General features: G+C 59.0%; 23 protein-coding genes and 1 tRNA gene. 10 read left to right on the top strand and 14 right to left on the bottom strand.

Annotated features, from left to right (window positions below):
* Positions 1-3 precede the first annotated feature (3 nt).
* Both GJ700_RS02795 and GJ700_RS02790 read left to right on the top strand, forming a co-directional pair.
* Positions 4-1,002, top strand: coding sequence for a response regulator (locus GJ700_RS02795; protein ID WP_154371146.1), 999 nt, complete (start codon positions 4-6; stop codon positions 1,000-1,002).
* Entirely contained in the window at positions 996-1,703 is a 708-nt protein-coding gene (locus tag GJ700_RS02790) for a helix-turn-helix transcriptional regulator (RefSeq protein ID WP_154371145.1), read from the top strand. Before GJ700_RS02795 ends, GJ700_RS02790 begins: the two co-directional genes overlap by 7 nt.
* On the opposite strand, the gene GJ700_RS02785 is transcribed toward GJ700_RS02790, so the two are convergent.
* Complete coding sequence (locus GJ700_RS02785) at positions 1,704-3,203, bottom strand: alkaline phosphatase D family protein (RefSeq protein WP_154371144.1); 1,500 nt, start codon at positions 3,201-3,203, stop codon at positions 1,704-1,706.
* A gap of 242 nt (positions 3,204-3,445) precedes the next feature.
* Between GJ700_RS02785 and GJ700_RS02780 the strand changes: the two genes are divergently transcribed.
* A complete protein-coding gene (locus GJ700_RS02780; RefSeq protein ID WP_154371143.1) occupies positions 3,446-4,048 on the top strand; it encodes a glutathione S-transferase family protein in 603 nt (200 codons plus the stop codon).
* 12 nt (positions 4,049-4,060) lie between these two features.
* Here the strand turns inward: GJ700_RS02780 and GJ700_RS02775 are convergent, their stop codons facing one another.
* The 3 genes from GJ700_RS02775 to GJ700_RS02765 form a co-directional block, all read right to left on the bottom strand.
* Positions 4,061-5,782 (bottom strand): cation:proton antiporter domain-containing protein, encoded by a 1,722-nt coding sequence (locus GJ700_RS02775; protein WP_154371142.1) that lies wholly within the window; start codon positions 5,780-5,782, stop codon positions 4,061-4,063.
* Positions 5,783-5,849: 67 nt separating this feature from the next.
* Positions 5,850-6,971, bottom strand: coding sequence for a beta-ketoacyl-ACP synthase III (locus GJ700_RS02770; protein WP_154371141.1), 1,122 nt, complete (start codon positions 6,969-6,971; stop codon positions 5,850-5,852).
* A gap of 135 nt (positions 6,972-7,106) precedes the next feature.
* Complete coding sequence (locus GJ700_RS02765) at positions 7,107-8,552, bottom strand: S41 family peptidase (protein WP_154371140.1); 1,446 nt, start codon at positions 8,550-8,552, stop codon at positions 7,107-7,109.
* 349 nt (positions 8,553-8,901) lie between these two features.
* On the opposite strand from GJ700_RS02765, the gene GJ700_RS02760 reads away from it, so the two are divergent.
* The 4 genes from GJ700_RS02760 to GJ700_RS02745 all read left to right on the top strand — a co-directional run bounded on the left by GJ700_RS02760 (position 8,902) and on the right by GJ700_RS02745 (position 16,116).
* A complete protein-coding gene (locus GJ700_RS02760) occupies positions 8,902-9,444 on the top strand; it encodes a hypothetical protein (RefSeq protein WP_154371139.1) in 543 nt (180 codons plus the stop codon).
* 214 nt (positions 9,445-9,658) lie between these two features.
* Entirely contained in the window at positions 9,659-11,860 is a 2,202-nt protein-coding gene (locus GJ700_RS02755; protein WP_154371138.1) for a TonB-dependent receptor plug domain-containing protein, read from the top strand.
* Positions 11,861-11,876: 16 nt separating this feature from the next.
* Positions 11,877-13,934 carry a M13 family metallopeptidase gene (locus GJ700_RS02750; protein ID WP_371867800.1) on the top strand — a complete coding sequence of 686 codons (2,058 nt, stop codon included), beginning with the start codon at positions 11,877-11,879 and terminating at the stop codon, positions 13,932-13,934.
* 127 nt (positions 13,935-14,061) lie between these two features.
* Complete coding sequence (locus tag GJ700_RS02745) at positions 14,062-16,116, top strand: M13 family metallopeptidase (RefSeq protein ID WP_371867799.1); 2,055 nt, start codon at positions 14,062-14,064, stop codon at positions 16,114-16,116.
* A 266-nt stretch (positions 16,117-16,382) separates the two neighbouring features.
* Here the strand turns inward: GJ700_RS02745 and GJ700_RS02740 are convergent, their stop codons facing one another.
* Together GJ700_RS02740 and GJ700_RS02735 are read right to left on the bottom strand one after the other, a co-directional pair.
* Complete coding sequence (locus GJ700_RS02740; protein ID WP_154371137.1) at positions 16,383-17,708, bottom strand: IS4 family transposase; 1,326 nt, start codon at positions 17,706-17,708, stop codon at positions 16,383-16,385.
* 116 nt (positions 17,709-17,824) lie between these two features.
* Entirely contained in the window at positions 17,825-18,361 is a 537-nt protein-coding gene (locus GJ700_RS02735) for a c-type cytochrome (protein WP_154371136.1), read from the bottom strand.
* A gap of 191 nt (positions 18,362-18,552) precedes the next feature.
* Here GJ700_RS02735 and GJ700_RS02730 point away from each other — a divergent pair.
* A tRNA-Arg gene (locus tag GJ700_RS02730) sits at positions 18,553-18,628 on the top strand.
* A 614-nt stretch (positions 18,629-19,242) separates the two neighbouring features.
* Here GJ700_RS02730 and GJ700_RS02725 read toward each other — a convergent pair.
* Both GJ700_RS02725 and GJ700_RS35205 read right to left on the bottom strand, forming a co-directional pair.
* Positions 19,243-20,100 carry a hypothetical protein gene (locus GJ700_RS02725; RefSeq protein WP_154371135.1) on the bottom strand — a complete coding sequence of 286 codons (858 nt, stop codon included), beginning with the start codon at positions 20,098-20,100 and terminating at the stop codon, positions 19,243-19,245.
* Positions 20,101-21,093 (bottom strand): MOSC domain-containing protein, encoded by a 993-nt coding sequence (locus GJ700_RS35205; RefSeq protein WP_229506770.1) that lies wholly within the window; start codon positions 21,091-21,093, stop codon positions 20,101-20,103.
* Between the two features lie 229 nt (positions 21,094-21,322).
* Between GJ700_RS35205 and GJ700_RS02715 the strand changes: the two genes are divergently transcribed.
* Together GJ700_RS02715 and GJ700_RS02710 are read left to right on the top strand one after the other, a co-directional pair.
* A complete protein-coding gene (locus GJ700_RS02715; RefSeq protein ID WP_229506769.1) occupies positions 21,323-22,033 on the top strand; it encodes a DNA adenine methylase in 711 nt (236 codons plus the stop codon).
* A gap of 188 nt (positions 22,034-22,221) precedes the next feature.
* The gene (locus GJ700_RS02710) at positions 22,222-22,875 is read left to right on the top strand and encodes an 8-oxoguanine DNA glycosylase (RefSeq protein ID WP_229506768.1); all 654 of its coding nucleotides are present in this window, start codon (positions 22,222-22,224) and stop codon (positions 22,873-22,875) included.
* On the opposite strand, the gene GJ700_RS36240 is transcribed toward GJ700_RS02710, so the two are convergent.
* The 6 genes from GJ700_RS36240 to GJ700_RS35195 all read right to left on the bottom strand — a co-directional run.
* Positions 22,783-23,403 (bottom strand): nitroreductase family protein, encoded by a 621-nt coding sequence (locus tag GJ700_RS36240; protein ID WP_371867833.1) that lies wholly within the window; start codon positions 23,401-23,403, stop codon positions 22,783-22,785. The genes GJ700_RS02710 and GJ700_RS36240 overlap by 93 nt on opposite strands.
* Before the next feature lie 61 nt (positions 23,404-23,464).
* Positions 23,465-24,070 (bottom strand): 7-cyano-7-deazaguanine synthase, encoded by a 606-nt coding sequence (locus GJ700_RS02700; RefSeq protein ID WP_154371133.1) that lies wholly within the window; start codon positions 24,068-24,070, stop codon positions 23,465-23,467.
* Positions 24,067-25,230 (bottom strand): PfkB family carbohydrate kinase, encoded by a 1,164-nt coding sequence (locus GJ700_RS02695; RefSeq protein ID WP_229506767.1) that lies wholly within the window; start codon positions 25,228-25,230, stop codon positions 24,067-24,069. The genes GJ700_RS02700 and GJ700_RS02695 overlap by 4 nt, the downstream gene beginning before the upstream one ends.
* A gap of 53 nt (positions 25,231-25,283) precedes the next feature.
* A complete protein-coding gene (locus tag GJ700_RS35200) occupies positions 25,284-25,796 on the bottom strand; it encodes a hypothetical protein (protein ID WP_229506766.1) in 513 nt (170 codons plus the stop codon).
* Positions 25,793-26,779: a hypothetical protein gene (locus GJ700_RS02685; RefSeq protein ID WP_154371132.1), complete on the bottom strand. Its 987-nt coding sequence runs from the start codon at positions 26,777-26,779 to the stop codon at positions 25,793-25,795. The genes GJ700_RS35200 and GJ700_RS02685 overlap by 4 nt, the downstream gene beginning before the upstream one ends.
* A gap of 14 nt (positions 26,780-26,793) precedes the next feature.
* The coding region (locus tag GJ700_RS35195) for a hypothetical protein (protein WP_229506765.1) at positions 26,794-26,985 on the bottom strand (192 nt) is incomplete at its 5' end.

Here is a 26,985-nt window from a genome sequence, read left to right as displayed (position 1 = left end):
CCGATGGACCTTACCCTCCCGATTTACCAACATCCGACATTGGTGACACTGATCGACGACAGCCAGACTTTCCTGGAAAGCCTGTCGTTCCAGTTGCCACACCAGCTGGCGCGGCGCGCTTTCCATGACGTGGAAGCGGCGCTGGCGTCGGTGCGCGAAGCGCACCGCACCAGCACCCAGTTCAGCATCACGGTCGGCTACGATGAACAAGTGCTGTCGTTCGAGCGGCGCGTGGTGGCGTTCGACGTCGACCAGATTTACCGCCAGGTGATGAACCGCCACCGCTTCCTGTTGCCGGCCGTGCTGGTGATCGATTACGCGATGCCGCAAATGAATGGCGTGGCGTTCTGCGAATCGGTCAGCGCCTTGCCGTGCAAGAAAATCCTGTTTACCGGCGAAGCCGATGAACGGGTAGCCATCGACGCCTTCAACCACGGCCTGATCGACCGCTTTATCAAGAAGAGCGACCATGCCGCGCTGGACCGGCTGGAAACCGAAGTGCGCACGCTGGAAAAAGCGTATTTCAGCGCGCAATCGCGCACCATGCAGGACTTGTTGTCCCGTCATTCGTTCACCTTCCTGTCGGACCCCGCCATGGCGGCGCTGGTGGAACAATTGCGGCGCCAGTATGGTTTTGTCGAGTATTACCTGTTCCCGAATCCGTCCGGCATCCTGTTCTTCGACATCGATGGCAAACCCACGCTGATGGTGGTGGAAACGGAAGCGGGCCTGCTGTCGCAGATGGAAGTGGCAGAGGACAATGGCGCGCCGGAAGAGCTGGTGGCGGGCTTGCGCGACATGCGCCTGCTGCCGTTCTTTGCCGACACCGGCATGTATACGGACGCCATCGAACAAGACTGGCTGTCGTATTGCCTGCCGGCCCAGCACTGCGCGGGCAAGCAGGATTATTACTGGGCCCTGTTCGACCTGCCGGCGCATTTGTTGCCGGGGCCTGTTTATTCGTACGCGGATTTCCTGCGTGACCAGGAGGCCGTATGCTGATCGCCGCGTCCGACATGCTGGGCCAGCAGTCACTGGCCAGGTACTTCACGCCGTTGCTGCAGCCCGCCAGCTGGGAAGCGTTGCGGCTGGGAGCGCAGCGCGCCTACGTGCACCTGGGCGTATCCGGTTTCATGGTGCGCCACCAGGCGATCGAAGGCGGCATCGGGCACGCCGCCGGCAGCCTGCCCGATGCGCTGCTGCGCGCTTTTTGCCGCCAGACCGGCGACCCGGTCGATGTCGGGCTGGCGCGTTCGCCGTTGCCGCAATCATGGCGGGCCGACATGCTGCACGACGCGTATCCGCATGCGCTGTATGGGCAACTGGGCGAGGCGGGCGTGGTCTATGGCTTGAGCGTCGCTTGCCGTAGCGGTTCCGGCATGAGCCGGGTGGACTTTTACCGGGGCCGGGATGGCGACAGTTTTACCGGCTGCGCGCAGCAGGGCACCTTGCAATTGCTGGCGCTGCACCTGCATGAAGGCGCGGCGTTCGTGCAGCGCGGCGCCAGTGTGCTGACCGACCGCGAGCGTGAATCACTGGCGTGGAGCGCGCAGGGCAAGTCGATCCGCGAAGTGAGCGAGATGATGGGGATTTCACAGCGCGCCGTGTATTTCCATCTGCAAAACGCGGCGGCCAAGCTGCAGGTGTACAGCACGCGGCATGCGGTGAGCCGGGCGATGGAGTTGGGATTGCTCGCGGCTTGATTACAACGAGCCGACGGGGTGGATGGCTTTCGTGTACGGCTGTTCTTCGCCTTCCACCCACCAGTTGACCCAGACCCGGTTCGCCGTGTCGGGGCCCGTGTCCGGCTCCAGGCTCAGGTAATTGCGCGCACCGATGTAGCGGTGCGACGTGCCGGGGAACGGGTACATGGACGCCGTGATGCCGCGGTCCACGGTTTCCACGCGGTTGCCCACGTGTTCCAGGTAAAACAGCGCCATCGCCGGCGGCGCCGGGTGCACGATGCCGGACGACGTCAGCTGGTTGATGACGGCGGCGTTCGGCGGCGCATCGCGCCGCGCCGATTCAATCACGCCCAGCGCGCCCACGTGCACGTCGCCCGACAGCACGGTGACCCGCGTATGCCGCGCCGCCGCCCAATCGAGCAGGCGGTGGATCAGGCGCAAGCGCTCCTGGCGGTGCGTGCGGCTCAGCCAGTGGTCCTGTAAATCGTCCTGCAATTCATGTTGGCCGGGCAGGGCGCACAGCAGCGTTTCCAGCGTGGAGAAATCCGGATGTACCACGGGGATGCTGGACATCAAGAACAAATGGCGGCAGCCATGCTGTTCATTCAGCCACGTGTAGACGGCTTGCCATGCCTCGTCGCTCATGACGCGCGTGCGGGTGCGTTCGCTGCGCAAATCCAGCGCCAGGATGGCGCAATCGCCGACGCGGATGCCGTGGCTGTAGCCGGGCTGTCCGGGCAGGCGCAGCGCGACGGACGCGTCGTCCGCCGCATGCAGCTGGAACAGGCGGAAGTAATGGCGCGCCACGCCATAGATGCCCTGGTAGACGGGGCTGTGCTGCTGCGCATCCGGATACGAACCCCAGCCATCGAAGATATCGTGGTCATCCCACATCATGACGGTGGGCGCCTGCGCCAGCATGGCCGCCACGGCGGGCTGGTTCCACCGCTCCACGTACAGCTTGAAATAAAACGCATCGACCTGGGCGCGCATGGTTTCCGTGAAGGGGGCGCTGTCGCGCGCCTCGGCCGGCAGTGCGCGCCAGGCGCGCAGCGCGTCCACTTCGTCCCACATGCTGTCGCTGTACACCTGGTCGCCGCCCATCAGCAGCAAGTGGTGCGCGCGGGCGCCATGGCGCTCCGCCATGCGGCGCCACATGGCGTTCGGTTCGCGCACTTTCTTGATCACCTTGGGATCGGAAAAGCCGTTGCACGACGTGTAGGCGCAAGTAGGGGCGGCGCCGCGGGCCGGCACGACGAAACTGTGCACGGCGCCGTCGATGTCGTAGCGCACGCGCTGCTCATGCGATGTTTGCGGGATCGCCAGGCGGAAGCAGCGCACTTCCATCGCGTCCACGCCGGCGCCATGGCGCGCCAGCAAGGTGGAATGGATCGATTCCGATGCGGGGCATGCGACATGCGGCATGGCCGCCGCCGGCGCCGCCAGCAAGACGCTGACGTGCCAGCCATCGTCGTCGGCGCCGAGGAATTTCAGGATGGGGCCCAGCTGCTTGCTCATGTAAATCGGTACTCCGGAATCAGATGGCGGCAGCAAAACGCGGCGCCGCGGCGCGGGAAGCGCCATGGTACGCGATTAATTCTATTTTGATAACTAATTATTTTTTTATAAAGTCGGCTGTGGCGCGGGACGCTGCGTATATTCTCCCGGAGTGAACGGACCCATCAGTATTAGTCGTTATCTTTTTTGTCATCGTTCCCCTACCATGACCCTTGACGAAAAAATAAACGGAGAAACCCGACATGCACCTTTACCTGAACAAGACTTCTCCTTATGCCCGGCTGGCGCTGGTGGCGGCCCATGAAACCGGCCTGGCCGGTGCACTGCAGCTGGTGTGGACCGATCCGTGGACCGACGCGCCGGAACTGCTGGCGGTCAACCCGCTGGGCAAAGTGCCGGCGCTGGCGACCGATGATGGCGCTTGCCTGATCGAGAGCGATGCCATCGTCCAATACCTGCTGGCCCTGAGCGGCGACGTGCAATTGCTGCCGGCGGCGCCGGCGCAGCGGCTTGCCACGCTGGGCCGCCTGGGCCTGGCGCGCGCCGTGATCGATTGCGCGTTTGGCGCCGTGATCCGTACCCGTTTCGGCGATGCGCCGGACAGCATCCTGACCCGGCGCTGGCTGGCCGCGTTGCCGCGCGCCGTGGCGGCGATTGAACGCGACCTGGCGCGCCAGGCCGCGCCGGATCGCCCGGTCGACCTGGGCGACCTGGCGCTGGGCGTCGCGTTTGCCTATTGCGATTTACGCCAGCCGCAACTGGCATGGCGCGCGGACGCGCCGCGCCTGGCGGCGCTGGTGGAGCGCGTCTGCCAACGCCCGTCGATGGTGGCCACAGCGGCTTGACGCTGTCTTGAATCAGTGTCCCGCACGGGTGCGGTGCTCGCCGTACGTCTGCACGACATACGCGGTCATGCCCCGCGCCAGTTCATCTTCGCCGATAAAGATTTCACCGGCCCGTTCCTTGCGCAGCAATGCCGCTTCCTCATCGTTGTGCGTGCGCACGACGGTGCGGATGTCCGGGTTTAACGCCCGCGCTGTTTCCAGCATGGCGCGCACGTGGAAGGTGTCCGGCGTGGCGATCACCAGCATGGCGGCGCGGGCAATGTGGGCCTGGATCAGCACCGCCGGTTCGCCGGCGTTGCCCGCCACGGCAGGGACGCCTTGCTGGCGCAACTGGTCCACCAGTTCGCGGTTTTGCTCCGCCACCACGTAGGGAATACCGCACGCTGCCAGTTGCGCGGCGATGCGGCGCCCCACGCGGCCATAGCCGACCAGCACCACCTGGCCGCTCAATTTTTCCTGCGGCACCGACATCGGCAATTCCGCCAGCGGGTCGGCGCTGCGGTCGAAGCGGGCGGCCAGCAACTGGTTTTTGCCGAGGCGGCGCTCCAGCGGTCCGGTCGCGGCAAAGATCAGCGGATTGATGGCGATCGACAGGATGGCGCCCGCCAGGATCAGGCTTTGTCCCTCATGCGGCATCAATTGCAGGGCAATGCCCAGCGCCGCCAGGATGAAGGAAAATTCGCCGATCTGCGCCAGGCTGGCCGACACCATCAGCGCGGTTTTGGCCGGATAGCGCAACAGCACCACCAGCACGAACGCCGCCAGCGACTTGCCGAACACGATAATGCCCAGCACTGCCAGCACGCGCAGCGGCTGTTCCACCAGGATCGCGGGTTCGAACAGCATGCCGACCGAGACAAAGAACAGCACGGCGAAGGCGTCGCGCAGCGGCAGCGATTCTTCGGCGGCGCGGTGGCTCAGTTCCGATTCGCGCAGCACCATGCCGGCAAAGAAGGCGCCCAGCGCAAAGGAAATGCCGAACAGCTTGGTGGCGGCAAAGGCAATGCCGACGGCGGCGGCAACCACGCACAAGGTGAACAATTCGCGTGACCCTGTGCGCGCCACTTGCCACAGCAGCCACGGGAACAGCTTGCGGCCCACCAGCATCATGAAGGCAATGAAGGCGGCCGCCTGGCCGACGGTAAAGGCCACGGTCTGCCACAGCGGCGCAGCGGGATCGATATGGGCATCGGCTGGCGCGGCGCCGCCCAGCGCGCCGGCCAGCGGCGGCAACAGCACCAGCACGATGACGGTGACGAGGTCTTCCACCACCAGCCAGCCGACCGCGATGCGGCCATTGAAGGAATCCAGGATGCCCCGTTCTTCCAGCGCCCGCAGCAGCACCACGGTGCTGGCCACGGACAGCGCGAGGCCGAACACCAGCCCGCCGCCCAGGCTCCAGCCCCACCAGTGCGCCAGCCCCATGCCCATGGCCGTGGCGGCGCCGATTTGCAGCACGGCGCCCGGCAACGCCACCTTGCGCACTTCCCATAAATCATCCAGCGAAAAATGCAGGCCGACGCCAAACATCATCAGCATCACGCCGATTTCCGCCAGCTGCCCGGCCAGCGCGGTATCCGCAACGAAGCCCGGCGTGGCGGGACCGATCAGGATACCGGCAGCCAGGTAGCCGACCAGTGCGGGCAATTTGAGTTTGGTGGCGATGAAGCCGAATACCAGCCCGAAACCGAGCGCGGCGGCAATGGTGGTGATCAGGGGAAGGTCATGGTGCATGCGTAAGTAAAACCCTTAAACGGTGGTCAACCGTTCAAGGGTAGCACAGGCATGCGATGGCGGTTTTTTACAGCTTGCGGACAACCACGGCGCCAATCGAATAGCCGGCGCCGAAAGAACAGATCACGCCAAGGGCACCCGCCTGCAAATCGTCCTGGTGCTTGTGGAACGCAATGATGGACCCCGCCGACGACGTGTTGGCGTAGGTATCGAGGATCACCGGCGCTTCATGCGGTTCCGCGTCGCGGCCCAGGATGGTGCGGGAAATCAGCTGGTTCATGCTGAGGTTGGCCTGGTGCAGCCAGAAGCGGCTGAATTGTTCCACTTGCAGCCCGGCGCGCGCGATGCTTTCCTTGATCATGGCGGCGGCCATCGGGCACACTTCCTTGAATACTTTGCGGCCCTGTTGCTTGAACAGTTTGTCCGGCTTGCCGATGCCGCTTTCATCGAAGCGGTTCATGAAGCCGAAGTTGTTGCGGATATTGTTGGAGAAGTTGGTCTTCAGCTTGGTGTCGAGGATTTCCCACTGATGCCGCGATACGGCGGCATCCTTGGCTTCCACCACGATGGCGGTGCACGCATCGCCAAAGATGAAGTGGCTGTCGCGGTCGCGCCAGTCCAGGTGGCCGCTGGTGATTTCCGGGTTCAGCACCAGCACGGCGCGGGCCTGGCCGCTTTGCACGGCGGCGACGGCGGTCTGGATGCCGAACGTGGCCGACGAGCAGGCCACGTTCATGTCGAAGCCATAGCCATCGATGCCCAGCGCCTGCTGCACTTCGACCGCCATGGCGGGATAGGCGCGCTGCATGTTCGAGCAAGCCACCAGCACCATGTCGATGTCGGCCGCCGTGCGGCCGGCGCGGTCCAGCGCCTGTTGCGCGGCCTTCACGCAGATTTCCGCCTGCAGCGACAATTCATCGTTGCCGCGTTCGGCGATGCGGGGCACCATGCGCTTCGGATCGAGGATCCCTTCCTTTTCCATCACATAGCGGGCCTTGATGCCGGACGCTTTTTCAATGAAGGCGGCGCTGGACGGCTCCAGCGCGGTGACGGTGCCGGCCGCGATGGCGTCCGCGTTGTCGGCATTGAATTGTTCGGCGTAGGCGTTGAAGCACACCACCAGTTCTTCATTGGAAATGGAATTCGGCGGGGTAAACAGCCCGGTGCCGCTGATGACGACTTGTTTCATATTATTTAATCTTTCTCCAAAAGGCGGTCGCCTGACCGAGAAATTTTACACGATGCGCTGTGCCGGAATGATAAAACGGCGCCCGCTGGGACGCCGTTTCTGTACTGGATGTGTATTTTCAGAACATCTGCTTGATTATTTCTTGATGGGACTCTTTGCCGGCACGGGATCGGCCTGCACCAGCTTCGATTCCTGCTTGGCGGTTTGCACCGGCAAGCCCTTCAGGTGATTCAACGCCTGTTGCAGCTGGAAGTCGTCGGTGCTGCCGAAATCCAGCGGCTTGCGCTTGCGTTCCGCCATCAGCACGCGCAACTGTTCTTCCGCTTCGTCGCGCTTGGTCTTGGCGGCTTCCTGGTCGCGGTCATTCGACAGGTGCTTCGACAAATCCGCTTCGCGCAGGCGCAGCGCGTTCAAGCCGTCGCCGTCCGCATTTTCTTCCACCTGCAAGTCCGGCGTGATGCCTTTGGCCTGGATCGAGCGGCCGTTCGGCGTGTAGTAGCGGGCCGTGGTGAGCTTGACGGCCGTGTCGGCGGTCAGCTGGCGGATGGTTTGCACCGAACCCTTGCCGAACGTTTGCGTGCCGATGATGGTGGCGCGCTTGTAATCCTGCAGCGCGCCGGCCACGATTTCGGAGGCCGATGCGGAACCGGTATTGACCAGCACCGCCATCGGCACATTCTTCACGGCAGCCGGCAGCTTGGCGAGGATATCGCCTTCATTGCGCAGCAAGTAGTATTCGGGACGGCCATAGAACGTCTGGCGCGAATCCGGCAACTGGCCATTGGTCGACACGATGGCCGAATCGCGCGGCAGGAATGCCGCCGCCACGCCGATCGCGCCTTGCAGCACGCCGCCCGGATCGTTGCGCAAGTCCAGCACCAGGCCTTTCAGTTGCGGGTCTTGTTTGTACAGGTCGGCGATCTTGGCGGCCAGGTCATCCACGGTTGGTTCCTGGAATTGCGCGATGCGCAGCCAGGCGTAACCCGGTTCGACGATCTTGCCCTTGACGCTCTTTTGGTGGATTTCTTCGCGCGAGATATTGAAGACCAGCAGTTCCGGCTCATCCTTGCGCAGCACGGTCAGCGACACTTTGCTGTGCGGCTCGCCGCGCATTTTTTTCACGGATTCGTCGAGGCTCAACCCTTTGACCGGCGTGGAATCGAGGCGCGTGATCAGGTCGCCCGCCTTGATGCCGGCGCGGTGCGCAGGCGAATCTTCGATCGGGGCGACAATCTTGATGTAGCCATCTTCGCTCTGGCCGATTTCAATGCCGAGGCCGACGAACTTGCCCTGCGAACCTTCGCGCAATTCAGCGTACGCCTTCTTGTCGAGGTAAGCGGAATGGGGGTCGAGCGACGCGACCATGCCGGTGATGGCTTCGGTCAGCAATTTCTTGTCTTCGACCGGTTCCACGTAATCGGATTTGATCAGGCCAAACACGTCAGCCAGTTGCCGCAATTCTTCCAGCGGCAGGGCGGGATCGGCAGGCCGTTGAGCCATCGCGGAAAATTGCAACGAGACGGCAATGCCGGCCACTACACCGAGCCCGACCAGCCCGGTATTCTTGAGTTTCTTGCCCATGTTTCACCTGTGTCAAGCACTCGCGGTATATGTTGCCGCGGTGAATTCAGTATAAACCTGATTCCCGGCAACCTGAGTAGCCTTCGCGTAATTTCATTCGCTTTTCAGGCACTTTTAAGCTCGCCGCGCCACACAAATGTCGGACCAACAAGAGAAAGTTTGACAGCCTCTCAACATTAATTTTTCGTCCCGTTTCGCTGGTGTAAATCGTTTATTCACGTCGGTAAGCAATTGTAAGAAAACGGGAAGGGGAAGCGGACGCGGCCTACACTGGCCTTGTAATTCTCTCTACCCTGTAGTGGTTTTCCGCCAGCGCGCCCGCGCTGGCTTTTTTTTGCCCGGAGATCCCATGAAACATTTGCGCACCGCCGTACTGGCCCTGATGCTGGCTGGTTCCCCTGCAGTTTTTGCCACGCCCGTGATGGAGATGCATGCGGAAGATTTGCTGGTCATGGCGGCCGACTTTCGCAAGGAACTGAACCTCAACGCGAACCAGCAAACCCTGTGGCAGCAGACGGAAAGCCGTACCCGCACCTTGTTGCGCGAACGGCAATCGCGGCGTGAAAAAATGCAGGCGGCGTCGCGCGCGGCGCTGGATGGCAAGGAGGTGGAATTGCGCGAACTGGTGGGCGGGCTCGATGCGGAAACCGCCGCCACGGCCGCGGAAGAAAAACAGTTGCGCGAATGGTGGCTGGTGGTCAACGATGCCTTGAATGAAACCCAGCGCCGCCAGGTGGCGGTGTTCCTGGCCGAGCAACTGCAGCGCATGCCGGGCCGCGAAGGAGGCGAACGTCCGCTGCGCGGCAGTAACGAAGGGCATGAAGGAAAAGGTCGTGGCAAAGGCGGCATGGGTGGTCCCGGCGGGCAGGGCGGCATGGGCCGCGGCGGCTGACTTAGCAGCAAGGCTGTTGCATTTGCAGCAGCCTTGCTGCGCTTTCCCCAGCTAAATGTTGCTGATAAAAGCGTCATGTATCGAAACGTAAAAACCCGTTAACAAACGGACTTCTTGCCGCCGCGCACGATTACAATGCCTGCGCGGCTACCTCTCCGGGCCAGCCAGAACGCTCCAGCCAGCCACGCCGCACGGAATCACTTCCCCGAACACCATGAGCAAACTGATCCCCATTGCCTGCCTGGCATTAATAGGCGCCCCCCTTCACGCCTATGCCCAGCAGCAGAAAGATGAGGGCAAAGCCTCGGTGCAACCGGTGCCGCAGGTGACCATCACCAACAGCCGCGCCAGCGACATGGACGAGCGCCGCAATTCCACGGCGGGCAAGCAGGTGTATGGCCGCGAAGAACTGGACCGCAACGGCGACACCAGCCTGGGTGACGTGCTGAAACGCTTGCCCGGCGTGACCATCGGCGGCGGCCGTCCGGGCCGGGGCGGCGACGTGCGCATGCGGGGCCTGGGTAACGGTTATACGCAAGTGCTGGTCAATGGCGAACGTCCGCCGGCCGGCTTTTCAATGGAATCGCTGTCGCCGGACCAGGTCGAGCGCGTGGAAGTCATGCGCGGCCCCGTTGCCGAGCACAGTGCCCGCGCCATTGCCGGCACCATCAACATCGTGCTGCGCGACGGCTACCAGCAAAAAGACATCCAGGTGAAACTGGCCGACTCGGTGGAGCAGGGCTTGCATACGCCGAACCTGTCCGTGACCTTGCCGGGCAAGGCAGGCGCGCTGAATTACACGCTGACGGGCACCTTGGGCGTCAACCGCCAGCACAACGAAGGCCATACCGTCAGCACCGATACGCGCGCGGACGGCACGGTGGAACGCCTGCAACTGCAGGATGACGACAGCAGCGGCACGACGAAGAATTTGCACCTGGCGCCGCGCGTGTCATACAAGTTCGACAACGGCGATACGCTGAATTTCCAGACCTTCGTGATGGCGATGCGCAGCGACACGGGCGCCACCAGCGCATTGCGCCAGCCGCTGGCGGCAGATGGCGTGCCGCCGCAGGAATACGCGAGCGCCAATTCGCAGGCGCATGCCAGCGCCACCTTCATGCGCGGCTTCGGCAACTGGATCCACCGCCTGCAAGGCGCATCGAAACTGGATGTGAAATTCGGCTTTGGCCTGGGCAAGCGCGACGGCGATTCCGTGCGCTACCAGTACAACGCCGCCGGCGGTTTGCTGGACCGCTTTACCGATACCGATGAATCGCGCGACCGCGGCTTGAACACGGGCGGCAAATACACGTCGCCGCTGGGCCAGGGCCACTTGCTGGCGGCCGGCTGGGAACTGGAAAACAGCCACCGCGAACAGACCCGTGTCTCGCTGGACAAGGACGGCGTCTCGCAATTCGCCGATTCCGGCGACAACCTGACGGCCGATACGCGCCGCGTGGCCGTGTATGCGCAGGATGAATGGGATATCACGCCGGAGTGGGGCGTCTATCTCGGTGCGCGCTGGGAAGGCATCCGCACCACGTCCGACCGCAGCGCGGGCACCATCACCAACAACAGCAGCGTGTTTTCCCCGTTGCTGCACGGCGTGTGGCGCATTCCCGGCAAGGAGCGCGACCAGGTGCGCATGAGCTGGACGAAAAGCTACAAGTCGCCCAACGTGCAGGATTTGATCGCACTGCCTGCCCTGTCGCGCAACAATGACGCGACCCGTCCCGACCGCACCGGCAACCCGAACTTGAAACCGGAACTGGCAACCGGCATCGACCTCGCCTACGAGCATTACCTGGGGCGCGCCGGCATCCTGTCGGCCAGCGCATTCGTGCGCGACATCGATGACTTGATCCGCCGTACCCTGACCACGTATACGGCGCCGGATGGCACGGTGCGCTGGGTCTCGACGCCATCGAACGTGGGCCACGCGAAAACCAAAGGCATCGAACTGGAAGCGAAGTTCCAGTTGGTGGAATGGTTCCCCGATGCGCCGGCGATTGATTTCCGCACCAATTACAGCCGCTTCTGGTCGAAAGTCGATGGCATTCCCGGACCGGACAACCGCCTGGACCAGCAAGCCAGGCAGACTGGCAACCTGGGTGTCGATTACCGGATGAAGGACTTGCCGCTGACGTTGGGCACCAGCTTTAACTGGACGCCGGCGATCCGTGTACAAACGTCAACGGAACAAGTGGTGGAAGTGAGCCGCAAGCGCGTCCTGGACGCGTATGTGTTGTGGAAAGCCACGCCATTGACCCAATTGCGCCTGTCTGCGAGTAATATTCTGGCCGACGACGCCACCGGCGACAACCTTGTTACTGCGAGGGGTGTTGCCAAATTTTCCAGTACGCTCAACCCCACTTACACGGTGTGGAGCGCGCGGCTGGAGACCAAATTCTGACCAAGGAGAGTAGTACGTGAAACGCACCCTGCTGAGCACCCTGGCCTTGAGCCTGCTCGCCGCCTATGGCCCCGCCTTTGCCCATGAAGGCCATGAACATCAATCGGCTCCGGCCGCGCTAACCTCGGGAATCGATACGCAGTACATCGACGCCAAGGTGCGTCCGCAGGATGATTTCTTCCAGCACCTGAACGGCGAATGGCTGAAGACCACGCAAATCCCGGACGACAAATCCAGCTGGGGTTCGTTCGCCAAGCTGCGCGACGACACGTTGCCGCAACTGCGTTCCATCATCGAAGATTTGCAAACCCGGAAGAACAAGGCGGGCAGCAACGAGCAGAAAATCGCCGACCTGTATGCCAGCTACATGAATGAAGCGCTGCTGGAAAAGCAGGGCATCAAGCCGCTGTCGGGTGAACTGAGCCAGATCCGTGGCATCAAGGACAAGAAAGCGCTGCCGGGCCTGATCGCGCGCCTGTCGCGCATCGGCGTGCCGACGCCGTATGCGATTTATGTGAGCACCGATGCGCGCGATTCGCTGAAGAACGCGGCATACGTAACGCAAAGCGGCCTGGGGTTGCCGGACCGCGATTACTACCTGAAAAAAGATGACGAGCGCCTGGCCGGCATCCGTACCAAGTATGTGGCGCACGTGGCCAATATCCTGAAGCTGGCAGGCCACAAGACGCCGGAAGCGGCGGCGCAAGCCATCATGGAATTCGAAACCGCGCTGGCGGAAGTGCAGTGGACCAAGGTCGACAACCGCGACCCCGTCAAACGCTACAACAAGACCGACATCGCCAAGCTGGGTGATATGGCGCCCGGTTACGACTGGCTGGATGTGATGGGCAAGGCCGGCGTGGCCACCAAGACCGACTATGTGATCGTCAACCAGCCAAGCTACCTGGCGGGCTTTGCCAAGGTGGTCGACGCCACCCCGCTCGATACGCTGAAATCGTACTTCGAATGGCAATTGCTGCGCGATGCGTCGCCGTACCTGTCGAAAGCGTTTGCCGACGCGGACTTCGCGTTTTATGAAGGCGTGATCAGCGGCGTGACCGCGCAGCCGCCCCGCTGGAAACGCGGCGTGGCCACGGTGGAAGGCGCCATCGGCGAAGGCATGGGCCAGCTGTACGTGACCACGTACTTCCCGGCCGAGCGCAAGGTGCGCATGGAAGGGCTGGTGAAAAACCTGCTGGCCGCCTACAAGGACAGCATCGACCAGCTGGACTGGATGAGCCCGGACACCAAGCGTGAAGCGCAAGCCAAGCTGGCCAAGTTCACCACCAAGATCGGCTATCCGAACAAGTGGCGCGATTACAGCGCGCTGTCCATCGTGGCCGGCGACCTGGCGGGCAACATGCGCCGCGCCGCGGAATTCTCCTACAAGCGCAACATCGCCAAGCTGGGCGCACCGGTCGACCGCGAAGAGTGGGGCATGACGCCGCAAACGGTCAATGCGTATTACCGTTCGACCGCCAACGAAATCGTGTTCCCGGCCGCGATCCTGCAGCCGCCGTTCTTCAACGCGGCGGCCGACGATGCCGTCAACTACGGCGCGATCGGCGCCGTGATCGGCCACGAAATCAGCCACGGTTTCGACGACAAGGGCAGCCAGTCCGACGGCGACGGCAACCTGCGCGACTGGTGGACGGCGGACGACCGCGCCAAGTTCAAGGCCAAGGCCGATGCGCTGACCAGGCAGTACGACAGCTACAGCCCGCTGCCGGGCTATAACGTCAACGGCGCGCTGACGCTGGGTGAAAACATTGCGGACAACTCCGGCCTGGCCATTGCGTACAAGGCGTACAAGCTGTCGCTGCACGGCCAGCCGGCGCCGGTGATCGATGGCTTGACGGGCGAGCAGCGCTTCTACATGGGCTTTGGCCAGGTATGGCGCAGCAAGATGCGCGAAGCGCAGCAGATCAAGCAGGTGAAAACCGATCCGCACTCGCCGGGCCAGTTCCGCGCCAACGGCACGGTGGTGAACCAGCCGGGCTTCTATGACGCGTTTGGCGTAAAGGCCGGCGACAAGATGTACGTGGCGCCGGAAAACCGCATCATCATCTGGTAAATTGCGTTTTATGTGCAGCAAGGAGGCCACGGACGTGGCCTTTTTGCTATCTTTGTGTCATTCCGCTGTGCTACAGTTTTACCCCCGGCCATAAGCCGGTACGACTACTACTCGAAGGACATCACCTGTGAACCGACATCTGCTCAGTGCATTGACCCTGGCCCTGCTGGCAACCGCCACCGGCCAGGCCAGCGCCGCCGGCGCCGCCGCCGCGAAATCCATGGCCAAGCCGACTTCCGGCATTGCCGTCGAATACATCGATCCTGCCGTGCGCGCGCAAGACGATTTCTTTACCTACCTGAGCGGCAAATGGCTGGCCACGACGGAAATCCCGGCCGACAAGTCGAGCTGGGGTTCGTTCGTCAAATTGCACGAAGACACGCAGCCGCAACTGCGCGCCATCATCGAGCAGGCCGCCGCCAACCCGAAAGCCGGCGCGGATGCGCAGCGCATTGGCGATTTCTACGCCAGCTTCATGGATGAAGCCCGGCTGGAACAGCTGGGCATCACGCCGCTGAACCAGCAACTGGCACGGGTCGCCGCACTGCAGGACAAGAAGGAAATCCCGGCCCTGATGGCGCAGTTCACCAAGGTTGGCACGCCTGCGCCGTTCACCGGTGCGGTCCACCAGGACAACAAGGATTCCACCAAATACGTGGTGGACTTTTACCAGAGCGGCCTGGGCTTGCCTGAGCGCGATTACTACCTGAACAAGGATGATCCGCGCCTGGCAGAGATCCTGGCCAAGTACCAGCAGCACGTGGCCGCCATGCTGACCCTGGCGGGCGACAAGGACGCCGCCGCCAAGGCGCAAACCATCGTGGCGCTGGAAACGGCACTGGCCAAGGTGCAGTGGACTCCGGTCGAATTGCGCGACCCGGTCAAGGCGTACAACAAGGTCGAGATTGCCAAGCTGAACGAACTGACCCCGAACTTCGACTGGACGCCTTACCTGGCGGGCCTGAACGTGACGGGCAAGGTCAATTACGTGATCGTCAGTCAGCCGTCGTACCTGAAAGGCGTATCCGACCTGCTGGCCACGACCCCGCTGGACGCGTGGAAAGCCTACTTCACGTGGCAAACCATCCGCGCCAGCGCGCCTTACCTGTCGAAAGCTTTCGTGGACGAGAACTTCGCGTTCTATGGCGCCACCTTGTCGGGCGCCAAGGAAATGCGTCCGCGCTGGAAGCGCGGTGTGGCGACGGTGGAAGGCGCGCTGGGTGAATCCCTGGGCAAGCTGTACGTGGAACAGCACTTCCCGGCCGAACGCAAGGCGCGCATGGAAGCGCTGGTGAAAAACCTGATGGCCGCGTACAAGCAATCGATCGACAAGCTGGACTGGATGAGCCCGGCCACGAAGAAGGAAGCGCAAGCCAAGCTGGCCAAGTTCACCACGAAGATCGGTTACCCGAACAAATGGCGCGATTACTCGGCGCTGGTGGTGTCCAAGGATGACTTGCTGGGCAACGTGCAGCGCTCCAACCTGGCCGACTACAACAAGGAAATCAACAAGCTGGGCAAGCCGATCGACCGCGACGAGTGGGGCATGACGCCGCAGACGATCAATGCGTACTACAACCCGGAAATGAATGAAATCGTGTTCCCGGCCGCGATCCTGCAGCCGCCGTTCTTCGACGCCAACGCCGATGACGCGGTCAACTATGGCGGTATCGGCGCCGTGATCGGCCACGAAATCAGCCATGGCTTCGACGACCAGGGTTCGCAGTACGACGGCGACGGCAACCTGCGCAACTGGTGGACGGAATCGGACGGCAAGAACTTCGAGAAGAAAACCAAGGCGCTGGTGGCGCAATACAACGCGTTCAGCCCGCTGCCTGGCTATAACGTCAACGGCGAACTGACGCTGGGCGAAAACATTGCCGACAATTCCGGCGTGGCCATCGCATACAAGGCGTACAAGCTGTCGCTGAAGGGCAAGCCGGCGCCGGTGATCGACGGCCTGACGGGCGACCAGCGCTTCTTCATGGGCTTTGCCCAGGTATGGCGCAGCAAGATGCGCGATCCGGAAATGATCAAGCGCGTGAAAACCGACCCGCACTCGCCGGGCCAGTTCCGCGCCAACGGCACCATGCGCAACCAGCCGGGCTTCTATGAAGCGTTCAAGGTCAAGGAAGGCGACAAGATGTACCTGCCGCCGAAAGAGCGCGTGATCATCTGGTAATGACTGCCTGAGCAGCACACGAACCGCCCTTCGGGGCGGTTTTTTATTGCCCATCCCCAAAAAGGTGCCAGGGACTTTTTTTCTACGCCGCAAGGAAGTGCTGCGGTTATCCACAGACGGCGCGAAGCGGAGTCTCGCTCCGCAACAATGGGTGATTGCAATGCGTCAAAAAAGTCCCTGGCACCTTTTTGCTTTGAGGTAAAAAGAGGGGGGACTTATCCACAATCGGGCATAAAAAAACCGCCCCGGAGGGTAATGCCGTTCAGTTAAGGACATTTCTTTAATACCCGAGCGGCATATTTCTTAGGTCTGCCTTTGACGGCCCGGTCGAACTGACGACCGGGCCGTTCTTCATTCAGAAGGCTAACCAGCCTTTCCCGCAAATGTTTCATGGATGCAGGTAACTTGCCATAGGAGCGAGTGACGGCGGCCCAGTGCAGCTCGAACTGAATCAAATGAAACGCCCTGATGAAGCTCACTTCAGACGGTTCGCACTTGATGGCTAGGGCCGCCTTGGCGATCTCAAGCCGAATAAGGTTGTATGCGGTCAGCGTACCCCATATTTCCTGATACACGCCTTCGACCGTCTTGGAGCGCAATGTGAATGCGTTGCCCAGCATGACTTGCTTGAGTTCTCGATAGCTCGTTTCAATGCTCCAGCGTCGCGCATAGCAAGCAGCCATGTCAGCGGGACGATAGCGCCGACGGTCGCGCAGTGACGTGAGCAGCACTCTTTTGCGGGTCGGCGAGTCGATCACGGTGATAGCGCGTGCCTCCCAATATTCCGGTAACGCCGGGCACTTGGCGCGCGCTTGCGGCGATACTCGCATGCGCACGATGGCGTCGAGTTCGTCGCCTTCCAGCACTTCCCATTTGGTGTTGGCCTTTGCAGGGATCAGAAAATGACGATTGTCCACACCTTCAGTCAGTGCACACAAGATTTCAGCCGATAGGAAACCCTTGTCAAAAACGGTGAGGGAATCGGCGGGAATATGGGCCACCAATTGCTTGGCATAGACCATTTCATTGGTCGAGTAAGGACCAAACACGGCATTGCGGATCAAATGAGTGGGCAGCGCGGTGAGCGTCACACCGCGAACCTGGGGATAGCCCGCCACAGTGCCGCCGGCGTAATTTTGTGCACCGAAATGAGCGCGGTTATCTAACGTATCGTGGGTACGCAGCGTTGTGCCGTCCATGGCGAACAACTGTAATCCTTTGAATGTATAGGCACGCTGATCTTGCTCGCACCATGCCAAGGCCGATCGCTCGAACAGCCATTGCAGCGGTTCGGCGCCAAGTCGCTGGCGTGCCTGTGCTGCCGCACTCTTGCTCACGAAAGGCGTTTGCGTATCCGGCAGCGCCAAACCCAAGTCATCAAGCACTTCGCCTATCGACTTATGCCGATACAGCGCCAATGCGATCACCAGCCAGACCACTTGCTCAGCAGGCAGTCGGCGATGACGAATGCTCACAGCATGGGTGCAGACCACCGCCTCCTCGATCCAGTCATAAGGCAAATGTTGCCCCAGCCGCCTCCAATCAGGCGACTCTAGGCCATCAGCGAGGAAATGGAGGGCGTCGTCGAACATTGCGACGCAGGTTAACAGCGAATTGAAACGTTTACAACCCTGAAACAAAAATGCCGTTCAGTCTTAACTGAACGGCATTAGCCCCGGAGGGCGGTTCAGCGTGCGGCGCGGGAAGTTCAGGACTTCGGCGCTTCGGCCGCTGCCGGTGCTGCGGCTGGCGCCGGGGCTGCCGGCTCTTTCAGCTTGCCGCCCGATTTGTTGGCCATGTAGACCACGGCGCGCGCCACTTCGACGTCGTCCAGGTCAGGATTGCCGCCCTTGGCCGGCATGGCTTTCAAGCCTTCCAGCGCGTGTTTGATGACAGTGGCTTCGCCCTGCGCCAGGCGCGCGCCCCAGGCGGCGCTGTCGCCGACTTTCGGAGCGCCGGCCGCGCCGGTGCCGTGGCAAGCCTGGCAAGTCGACGTGTAAATGGCTTCGCCGGATTGCAGCACTTTCGGTGCATTCGCGTCTTTCAGCGTATAGCCCGCGTCGGCGACCGGGCGCAAGCGCGCTTCAACGGCTTGCGAAGTCTGGCCTTCGGAGCCGGCGCCCGTCAGTTTGGTGTTGGTGACATATTGCACCAGCAGGATGATGCCGAGGATGGTGACGGCGAAGAAGCCAATGACGGCTGCTGCAAGTTGCTTGGGCGTGCGGATCGGTGAATCGTGGCTCATGAATTTCCTTGGTAACAGTTTCGAAACTTGCGTCGGCGTGTTTGTTATTGCAGGAACAGCTAGGGCGCCAAACGAGCGATTATAGTCGTAAAGAATTGGTAATGGACGTGCAAAGCTGCAAAAGAGACACTTTTCGTGGACATACGGCACCAGACCCGGTATCCTTCGGGAGTTTCTCAGTTCCCTCCTGCGCGGCTGTAGCTCAATGGATAGAGTATTGGCCTCCGAAGCCAAGGGTTGTGGGTTCGATCCCCGCCAGCCGCACCAGTTCTCCCCTCATCATTCTGGAATGTGTCACTGGAACCATAACTTCGCCGTTTGGCAAGGTTATGCGTCCAACGTGAAGTGGCAAAGTTATGCGTCCGACCGCCGGTCTGGCTTAGGTGATTTTGCTGATTTAGCTGTACAGATAAACTAGCCAAATCAGCTAAGGAAAATGCCCTACAGGCAGATAGCTGCTTCGGGTATTGGCCAGACCAAAGCGAAGCGGTCCTTCGAATAATCCAGGGGCACTCAAGCTAACCGCCGTCAGCGTCGGCGTATCCGTCGCCACGATGCCAGGATTTGCCTGCCTGCGGCGCATAACGTTCGATAAGCGGCTACAGCTACTTTCCAGCTCAGGTAACCGATGTAGGCAGCTACCGCCAGCGAAACCCATTTTCCATGCCAGTTGAAGTGGTTGCATAGTACTGAAACCGGCAGCAGAACTGCTTTTGCTAGCCCAAGTATGGCGCAAGACAGTTCAGGCCATCAATGGTCACATGGACTAAAGCTGTACTGAATGCTGGGAGATTTCGGAATTTTTGATTGCTATGTTGCTAATTCGCCGGCACAGTTAAAGCTAATTTCACTGTGCTAGCTCACATACATAATGCAATAAACTAACTTTCTGCTCGCAAAGCAACATTCAGTTCATCAAGATGTTTTTTTGAGAAACTAAACGTCACCTTTGCTCGTGCACGTGACAGAGGCTCAGGGTGAATTAGCGCTCGCTTACCTTGCTTAGTTTGGGCGATCCATTTTTGTCGCTTTGCCTCGTTGTCGCCCAAGTCGTCATCCATATGGGCCAGATGCGATGCTGGCAAGCCGCTGCAACCGGTAGGCGTCGGTGCGCGATTGTCCGCCGGCGCAGATGGACGTATCACCAACGCGATAAATGGGGCCTTGACGAACTGTCGGGTGAAGGGCATAGGCTCGAAGGGTGCTATACCTACTGCCCAGGATTCAAACGAATTGTCTGGCGATATCCAGCGCAGACCAATGTGTATGGAATCCCCTTGTTCGCCTTCGAGCCAGCCTGTGTCCTCACAACGCCAACGTGGATGACTAGCAAGCATTGTCACTAGCCTGACGGCTTCCTCGGCGGTACCTTCACCAGGTACGATGATTTGTAACCCTTCTGTACCCATGTCGAAATGGGCGTCAACGATCGCTGTGATAACTTCAGCGTCCCATGCGTCGCTAAGCACTGCCGAGTACCACTTTGCCTCTTCCCATTTGCGCGCTAAATGGACTGCGAATAGGCAGGCAATTTGATTGGTTGCATACCACTCGTAGAGGAGATCTGGCCAAAGCTCCTTGTGATTCTGCCTGATGGCCTCCACGCTCTCAGCATAGCCCTGAGACACTGCCCAAGCGGCTAAGCTATCAAACGATGGAAAGGTACGGGAGTCGTTCTCCCCAATCTGCCGGTGAACATCTCGTTTGGCGCGCTGAAGCTGTTTTTCTGGTTTATTCAATTAGCTCAGCCAACTATCGTAGTCATCAGGTAATGCACATGCAACTGCAGGATATGGCTTCGGCTCCGAGGGCGGTGTCATATCGCCCTTGAGAGTCCGGCCTTTCGTAAACAGCACGGTTGCGCCAGCAAGTTGGAGAACCTGGGTTTGCTTCGTGTCTGCTTGGCTTAGCATGCTGACAATTTGCTCTTTAAAGTTGTTTTGCGGGGCGTTATTCATGTTTTTTTCGCAAATTGTAGGAAGGGTTGGCGTCAATCGTGAATGCTGCTGACGCGATCCTTCTAAGCTTTCGTACGTTGACCGTGGCAGCTCAAAAAGGCCAGTTCCTTGCCAACGAGGTTTAGAAATTTTGCTTTGAACGGACACTGCCTTACTGGCATACGCTTTGCCAAAGTCTCTGGTTACACGCGGGAAAACTCGACAGTAGCTCGATGGCACGCCTGCTAAGCGTGCAAGCTGCTTGTACTCGATCACTTCGGCCGTTGGGACTGCATCCAGTACTCTGCGGACTCTTTCCTTCCAGTCATCTGACCATTGAGGCAAAAGTTGACCTAGATTTCGAACAGAATCGCCGACATGAATCATGCCGCCATTGATGACCCGAGCAAGCATACCCCTACGCATACCAATGACTTTGGACAATCCATCCTGGTGTGAATTTAGGTGCCCGCATGCCTCGCACTGGAACGTCAACCATAGGAGTACATCTTGGCCAACACGCAGAACGCTCCCCGAGCGAAGGGTCGAAGTATCGCAATCTAGAAGTAGATTTTCACGCAATGCTAGGGGGGAGAGCTCCAGATCGTGATAGGCGCCTTCTCCGGCCACCAAAAGCTGACGTAGAGATAGCGGATCTGCGTGGATATCTTCCGCTAGTCCTAGGCCCGTAAGTGCTTGTGCGGCCGCTACCAGGGTCGGTGGCTCGTGACGTAGTCGACGTATAGATAATGCCTTGACGTGACCGATATCGATGCTGCGGTGAGAGGTCAGCATACTGTCGTCATGATGAGTTGGCGGAAAGAAAGTTTAGGGCAATCTGCGAATTATAGCAGCCGATGTTTTGGCAATTCTCACGTAATGTAACAGCCGTGATTTCGCAACACCCCGCGTGCGCTCTCTGTAATTCAGTATAGGCACCATTGCACACGCAAGAAAGAGAAGTATTCTGAAATCACAGGCACTATCCAGAAAGCATCAAATCCGTGGCTGATCAGGTACGAATTTGCTTGCAATCATCGTCAAAATTGACGATGATATCGACATGAAATATCCCGGCGGAAAAGGAAAGTGCTTTCATCAGTTGATTAACTTGATGCCACCCCATACGACCTACATCGAGGCGTATTTGGGAGGCGGGGCAGTCCTGCGGAATAAGAGGCCAGCTCAACGAACCATAGCAATCGATATCGACCCAGCAGTCATTATGGCTTGGCAAGGTATGGCGGACAGCGTGGAATTGGTTGAAGGGGATGCCGTTGGGTATTTGCAGGCGTTTGAGTTCACGGGACAAGAACTTGTGTATTTCGATCCGCCGTATGTGCCGTCTACTCGGCGGAAAGGTCGCATATATCGCTACGACTACTGCGATGCGCAACATGAACAGCTGCTTACAGTAGTTCAGGCATTGCCATGCATGGCAATGATCTCAGGCTACGCCAGCGACATGTATGACAACTACCTCAGCGGCTGGAATAAGGTGAAGTTCATGGCGCAGTCGCAGGTCGGGTTACGTGAAGAATGGGTATGGTTTAACTTCGAACCGCCCAGCATTCTGCATGACGTAAACCATCTCGGCGCAAACTTTAGGGAACGTCAGACGATCAAGCGCCGGCGAGAACGACTTTACGAGCGTATCGAAGATTTAGATCCCGCGGAGCGTCATCAACTGATGATTTGGATGAATGAGAAGTTTGGTGAAGTGAGGGCTATATGATGCAGTGTGGCGCTGTGATGTTAGGGGCGGCAACGGTGCAGATCGAGTTGCCTGCACCAGACCAAGAAGTTATACCAGGCGTGGCGTGGGGCGCGATTGAAGCGTTTCCGACTCCTGCTTACTGGGCATATCAGGTGCTCGCCCGACGCGCGCAAGGGACGCGCATAAACTATAGATTGGGTAGGACATTGCGCGAAGAAGTTGGCGCATGTCTGCTTGGCGGCCATGGACTTCCCGCCAGTGTTGGCCTGGCTGCGTTTGAAATCATGCGAGAGCATGGCGCCTTTTCAGGCGCAGCGTATGACGAAGAAACTCTGTTCAATTGGCTCAGTGAACCGATGCCAGTTGGTGATCGCACCATTCGCTATCGGTTTGCACGGCAGAAAGCAAAGTACCTCGCTGCGGCCTTGGAAAAGATGCATGATGAGACGCCGCCGCTGGCAAGCGGACGTCAGCTGCGTGACTGGCTGACTGGCATTTCGGGAATCGGATTTAAAACTGCTTCATGGGTGGCGCGCAATTGGCTCGATGCGGACGATGTCGCAATCTTGGACATACATCTTCTGCGCGCAGGCCTCTTAGCTGGCTTCTTCCCGCACGACCTTAGTGTTGAGCGCCACTACTTACAGCTCGAATCGATGTTTCTAACTTTCAGCGAAGGTTTGGGGGTGCGTGCTTCTGAACTCGATGCCGTCATCTGGTGGGAGATGATGTCGTCGGCCGGATCCGTTAGTCAAATTTTTGAGGATTTACAGCTTGACGATGTCCCCGGGTACGTCAGCAATCGCCGGCGTCCCAACAAGCGCAACTCCAACGCCGCAGATCAGCTTCGTCTCATCTAGTGCTGTCCCCCACTTGGCCCCGGTGGCGCCAAGTGGGCAGAAATTCAGGCCTAAGCTGGATGCAGCCAAGCCTAGATGGGCAAGCAATGCACCTGCATCCCGCCATATCAGTGACGCGATATTTTCATATTTCGAAGCAGTTTTTCCAACCTCTGCCGCTAGCCACAATATGGTTCCCTTTTGTATTGGCAGAGCCGGTGAAATCTCCGTCATAGCGCTTTGCGGAGGCAGCAACCTATCGGGAACTTCGATTAGCTGATGACGCACAGGGTTATACCTCTGCCAGATATTCTGCTCTTGCGAGCATGCCAGCACATGGATGGGATGAATGGCGCCAGCAGATGGAGCCGGCCGAAAGCTGAGATCGAAGCCTAAACCAGACGGCCGTTGCGCAACTGAGCGGCATGAATACCAAAGCAAGGCCGAGAGGTCCATAAGCGACAGCGGGCCGAATGTGCGATTGGAGCGGCGAGCCGCGACGACATCGCCAAATGCTTGAGCAAAGTCCGTGGGCTCCGCCAAGTCCATTACCGCGCCCGTCGGCCAACAGATAGGCTCGTATGGTGTTACCGTATCTTTGGGATGCGGGTCAGGGTAGTCCAGCCACATCGTTATTTAGTTCCTGGTAGACCTCTACATACTTGTTGCAACCTCTGCATTGACCGCAAGCCACGTTAGCCTTGTGGCAGCTGTGCGCCCAAGCTAAGAGCGACGGAGGAACGTTTGCAAGCTTGATCAACTCACTGGTAGTAAGATCGATTGCAGGCGCACTTATACGCAGACCTCCCTCTTGGTATGCCAGCAGGCGGTCAATCAGCTCAACGAATTCGGGTGTGCCATCTCGATGGCCACCATCGGACTTCACTGTTCCTATCCACAGTTGCGTTACCCCTAAAGCTACTGCCTTCATTGCAACCAGCGTGAGTAGCAATTGGTTACGATATGGCCACCAGTCGCTCGCAGGGGCAAGGTTGTCTTCTTTGGTGCCGGCCATGTCGCCCGACCCCAAAGTGCGGCAGTCGATGCGCAGGATGTGATGCGCAATGCCCAGTTCTTTGCACACTTGGGTCGATGCTGCGATTTCTGCTTCTGCGGCAAGCTGTCCGTAGTCAACAGTCAAAGCAACATCGGGTTTTTTCCAATAGGCCAAGGCTAGAGAGTCCATGCCACCGGACAATAGCAGTGCACTTTTCATAATTCGATGGCTTTCCACAGGGTTTGGTAGACGGCACTTACGTAGTCTGCGCTGATGATGCATCCAGCACCCAGCATCATTTTCAGGGCGTTACCAGGTTCGTTTTCACAGTAAATCACTACTGCTTTGTCTTTTGCCCTGGCATGCCCGATCTCATACATCGTGCCCGAATCAAGGCCGTCGGAGATCGCAAACAGAATGTCGCAGCTATCGATCGCAGCAAGGTCTTTTTGGGCGACGTCGTTTGCGGAAGCGTGCCCAACATCATGATATGGCGAGAACACTTCAAGACCGAGGGCCCCGAGTTGGTCGCGTGCCTGTTCAACTAGCCAAAGCTGAGCGAGTGTGAAAAATGGTCCTGCCAGATACACTTTGGGGCGATAGCCTTGTCGGCAGCGTGCAGACAAGGTGACTGGAACGGGGGCGTAATTATCAAGTTGCTCCGTAGTGGCAAAGCCGTTGTGCTCACAATAGTATGCGGTCGCTTTCGATGCCTGGTTTGCAGCGTCTATCGGCGTTTTACCTGACATCCATTGATAAGCGAAATTAGCCACAAACGTGTCGCCAGAGCCGATTTTCCAAACCTTTCCGGTACGGTATGCTGGGATATATTCGGCGCCATTGGAGGTGTAGACCAAGGCACCTTGTGGACCGAGTTTGATGATGACAACTTCGGCACCGCAGTCTTTTATCAATGCTTGCGCCATTTGCTCTGGCGCCCCGTTTACTCCAGACAGTACCTTTGCTTCGTAGCGGTTCAAGATTAATGCCAAGTGCTCAGCAGTTGATCCGTTTTGGGCAAAGTGCACTGGGGCCGAAACGTTCTGTGGATCATAAACAGCCCAGGTCGCATGGATGATGGCGTCTCCCTCCAGCATACCGAACCGCACGACGCGTTCTTGCGTTATGACGATATTGGTCTGCTGTGGCGACTGTGCTGTAATCGAGGGAATGGCGAGCCCGTGAACATAATGAAACGTAGTCGCGTCGGATACGCTGGTAAGGTCGACTTTAAATTGTTCAAGTACAGCACGTTGTTTAAGCGCGTCGTCGGCAATGGGATCGGCATATCCGTGCAAACAGACACTACCGCCGGCAGCAGCAATAGCCGATGCGGCTCGTCCAGCTGAACCGTAGATTTCTTTCCACCCTGGGCGCATGCACAGTTCGCGGTACAACCCACCTACGACGTGTATATAAGAAGCGTCCATCATTAGACAGGATGAACCCGTACGCGCACTTGCCCCCCGGTGACATCCAGGACCGTTGCGTTGTAATTGGTTCCCTGTTCGATACAGGACCGCAAGCGTGAGGTTTCAGGCGATGCCAAGCCACCGGCAATTTGCCCGTTAAAAAGTGCTACGACAACCTTGATGCCTGGTTGGTTGTCCAGAGCGACTTGCAATTCGTCGCTGGCCTTCAGCTTAGCAACCACGTCAGGTTTAGGAGAGCTTAACTGTGTGCTGATCATCAGGCGTGAGCAATCGACATAGTCTTCAAAACCGCCGCCACCGCCACCACCTCCATTGGATCCCGACATTCTTTTTCTCCCTATACTGTTTGAATGATTGAGTAAGTATGTTGTTGCTAATTGTCCACTAAAGATGAGTGGCGGAATCTCACCAAAAGTAACAAGCGAGGATTCCGCGTCGATATCATGTGTCGTGAGAGGCGTGTCAACGATAGGAAGAAGTATTAAGGGACATGGATGTTCGTGCGTATTCAAGGGTATGCCAAGAGGTTGTACATGAAGTGACAATCCCATCGCATGGACCGATCCCACGGGGGGGATGACATATCGAAAGCTGGTATGGCTGCCTGCCACATCCATTCTGTGTATTCATTTTGAGGGCGAGTTGGCGTGCAGGTCTTGTTGAGCAGATCTTGTACTGTCTTATCACGGCCAAGATGTAAATATAGGAAAAAAGCATTATTGGGCTGGCGTCCTGCCAGCAGGGCTGCCGCGAGCCTCAATTCTTCCGAATCCCCACGCAACTGACGGATGAGCCAAAGCTGTACTGCAGTCAAATGTAGTCTATAGCCCGCTGGGTTGAGCATTGCCTGCCACGCCAGCATGTGCTCCTCGAATCCATAGGTAGCCTGAGGATTACGCATGGCTAGAGGCACCGCTGCAGACTGACCAAATCGACTCGCGAGTAAGTTCAGGAGAAGCCACTCCGGCCCTGCCAAGACGCACTGAAAGGCATCATCACCCTGACATGACTTATAGACTTCACGTCCATAAACGATGGCCTTGTTGGCACGAATATTTCGAAGATACTTACGAAATCTTTCAGGCTCAGATTGAGCAACAAAGAATGCCGCCACTCCAAGAAATGCATCACCACTGAATGGAGCCCCATCGCTTAGTCCTGACAGGCCTACGCGATCAGGTGACCGCCAGAAGCGACCAAAAAGGTCCTGCGATGCACGCACAAGTGCACATCCACGACGTTCGCCTCCTGCGCAGATAAGCCCACCAAACAGGGCCATATCGAAATCGACGAACTTACCCTCTTTCGTAAACTCTGCGGGATATCGCCCTAATTTCAGGCTGGGGTCCTCCACTTTGTCCTCAGGATCTACAGACATGCGGCTTGTTGGCTTAAGGTTCCTCTCTCGTGCAAGCTTGCGGTATGCGGCGGCGGCATCTCTTGCAGCGGCAAGATCGACGGGACCAGAACCCACAGGAGCAAGTCCTTTCAGCATTTCTTTCCAGCTCGTTAGATAGTCCGCTGCATCAAACGACACATCAATGCATAATCCTGGCTCGCCGTTCTGCCCCTGGTGTCAAGCGCGGAGTAAATCTGAGCCACTTTGCGGGCCTTTACGCGGCCGAATTCTGAGCCACTACCTTGGCGGGCTTCTCCAGGAATCCCGCTTTCTTCATCCTTCGTAACCGATAGCTGTCCCCC

It is taken from the genome of Pseudoduganella rivuli (genome assembly GCF_009674485.1).
In the GTDB taxonomy this organism is placed as follows: Bacteria; Pseudomonadota; Gammaproteobacteria; order Burkholderiales; family Burkholderiaceae_D; genus Rugamonas; species Rugamonas rivuli_B.
This window is presented reverse-complemented; position numbering and strand designations above follow the sequence as displayed.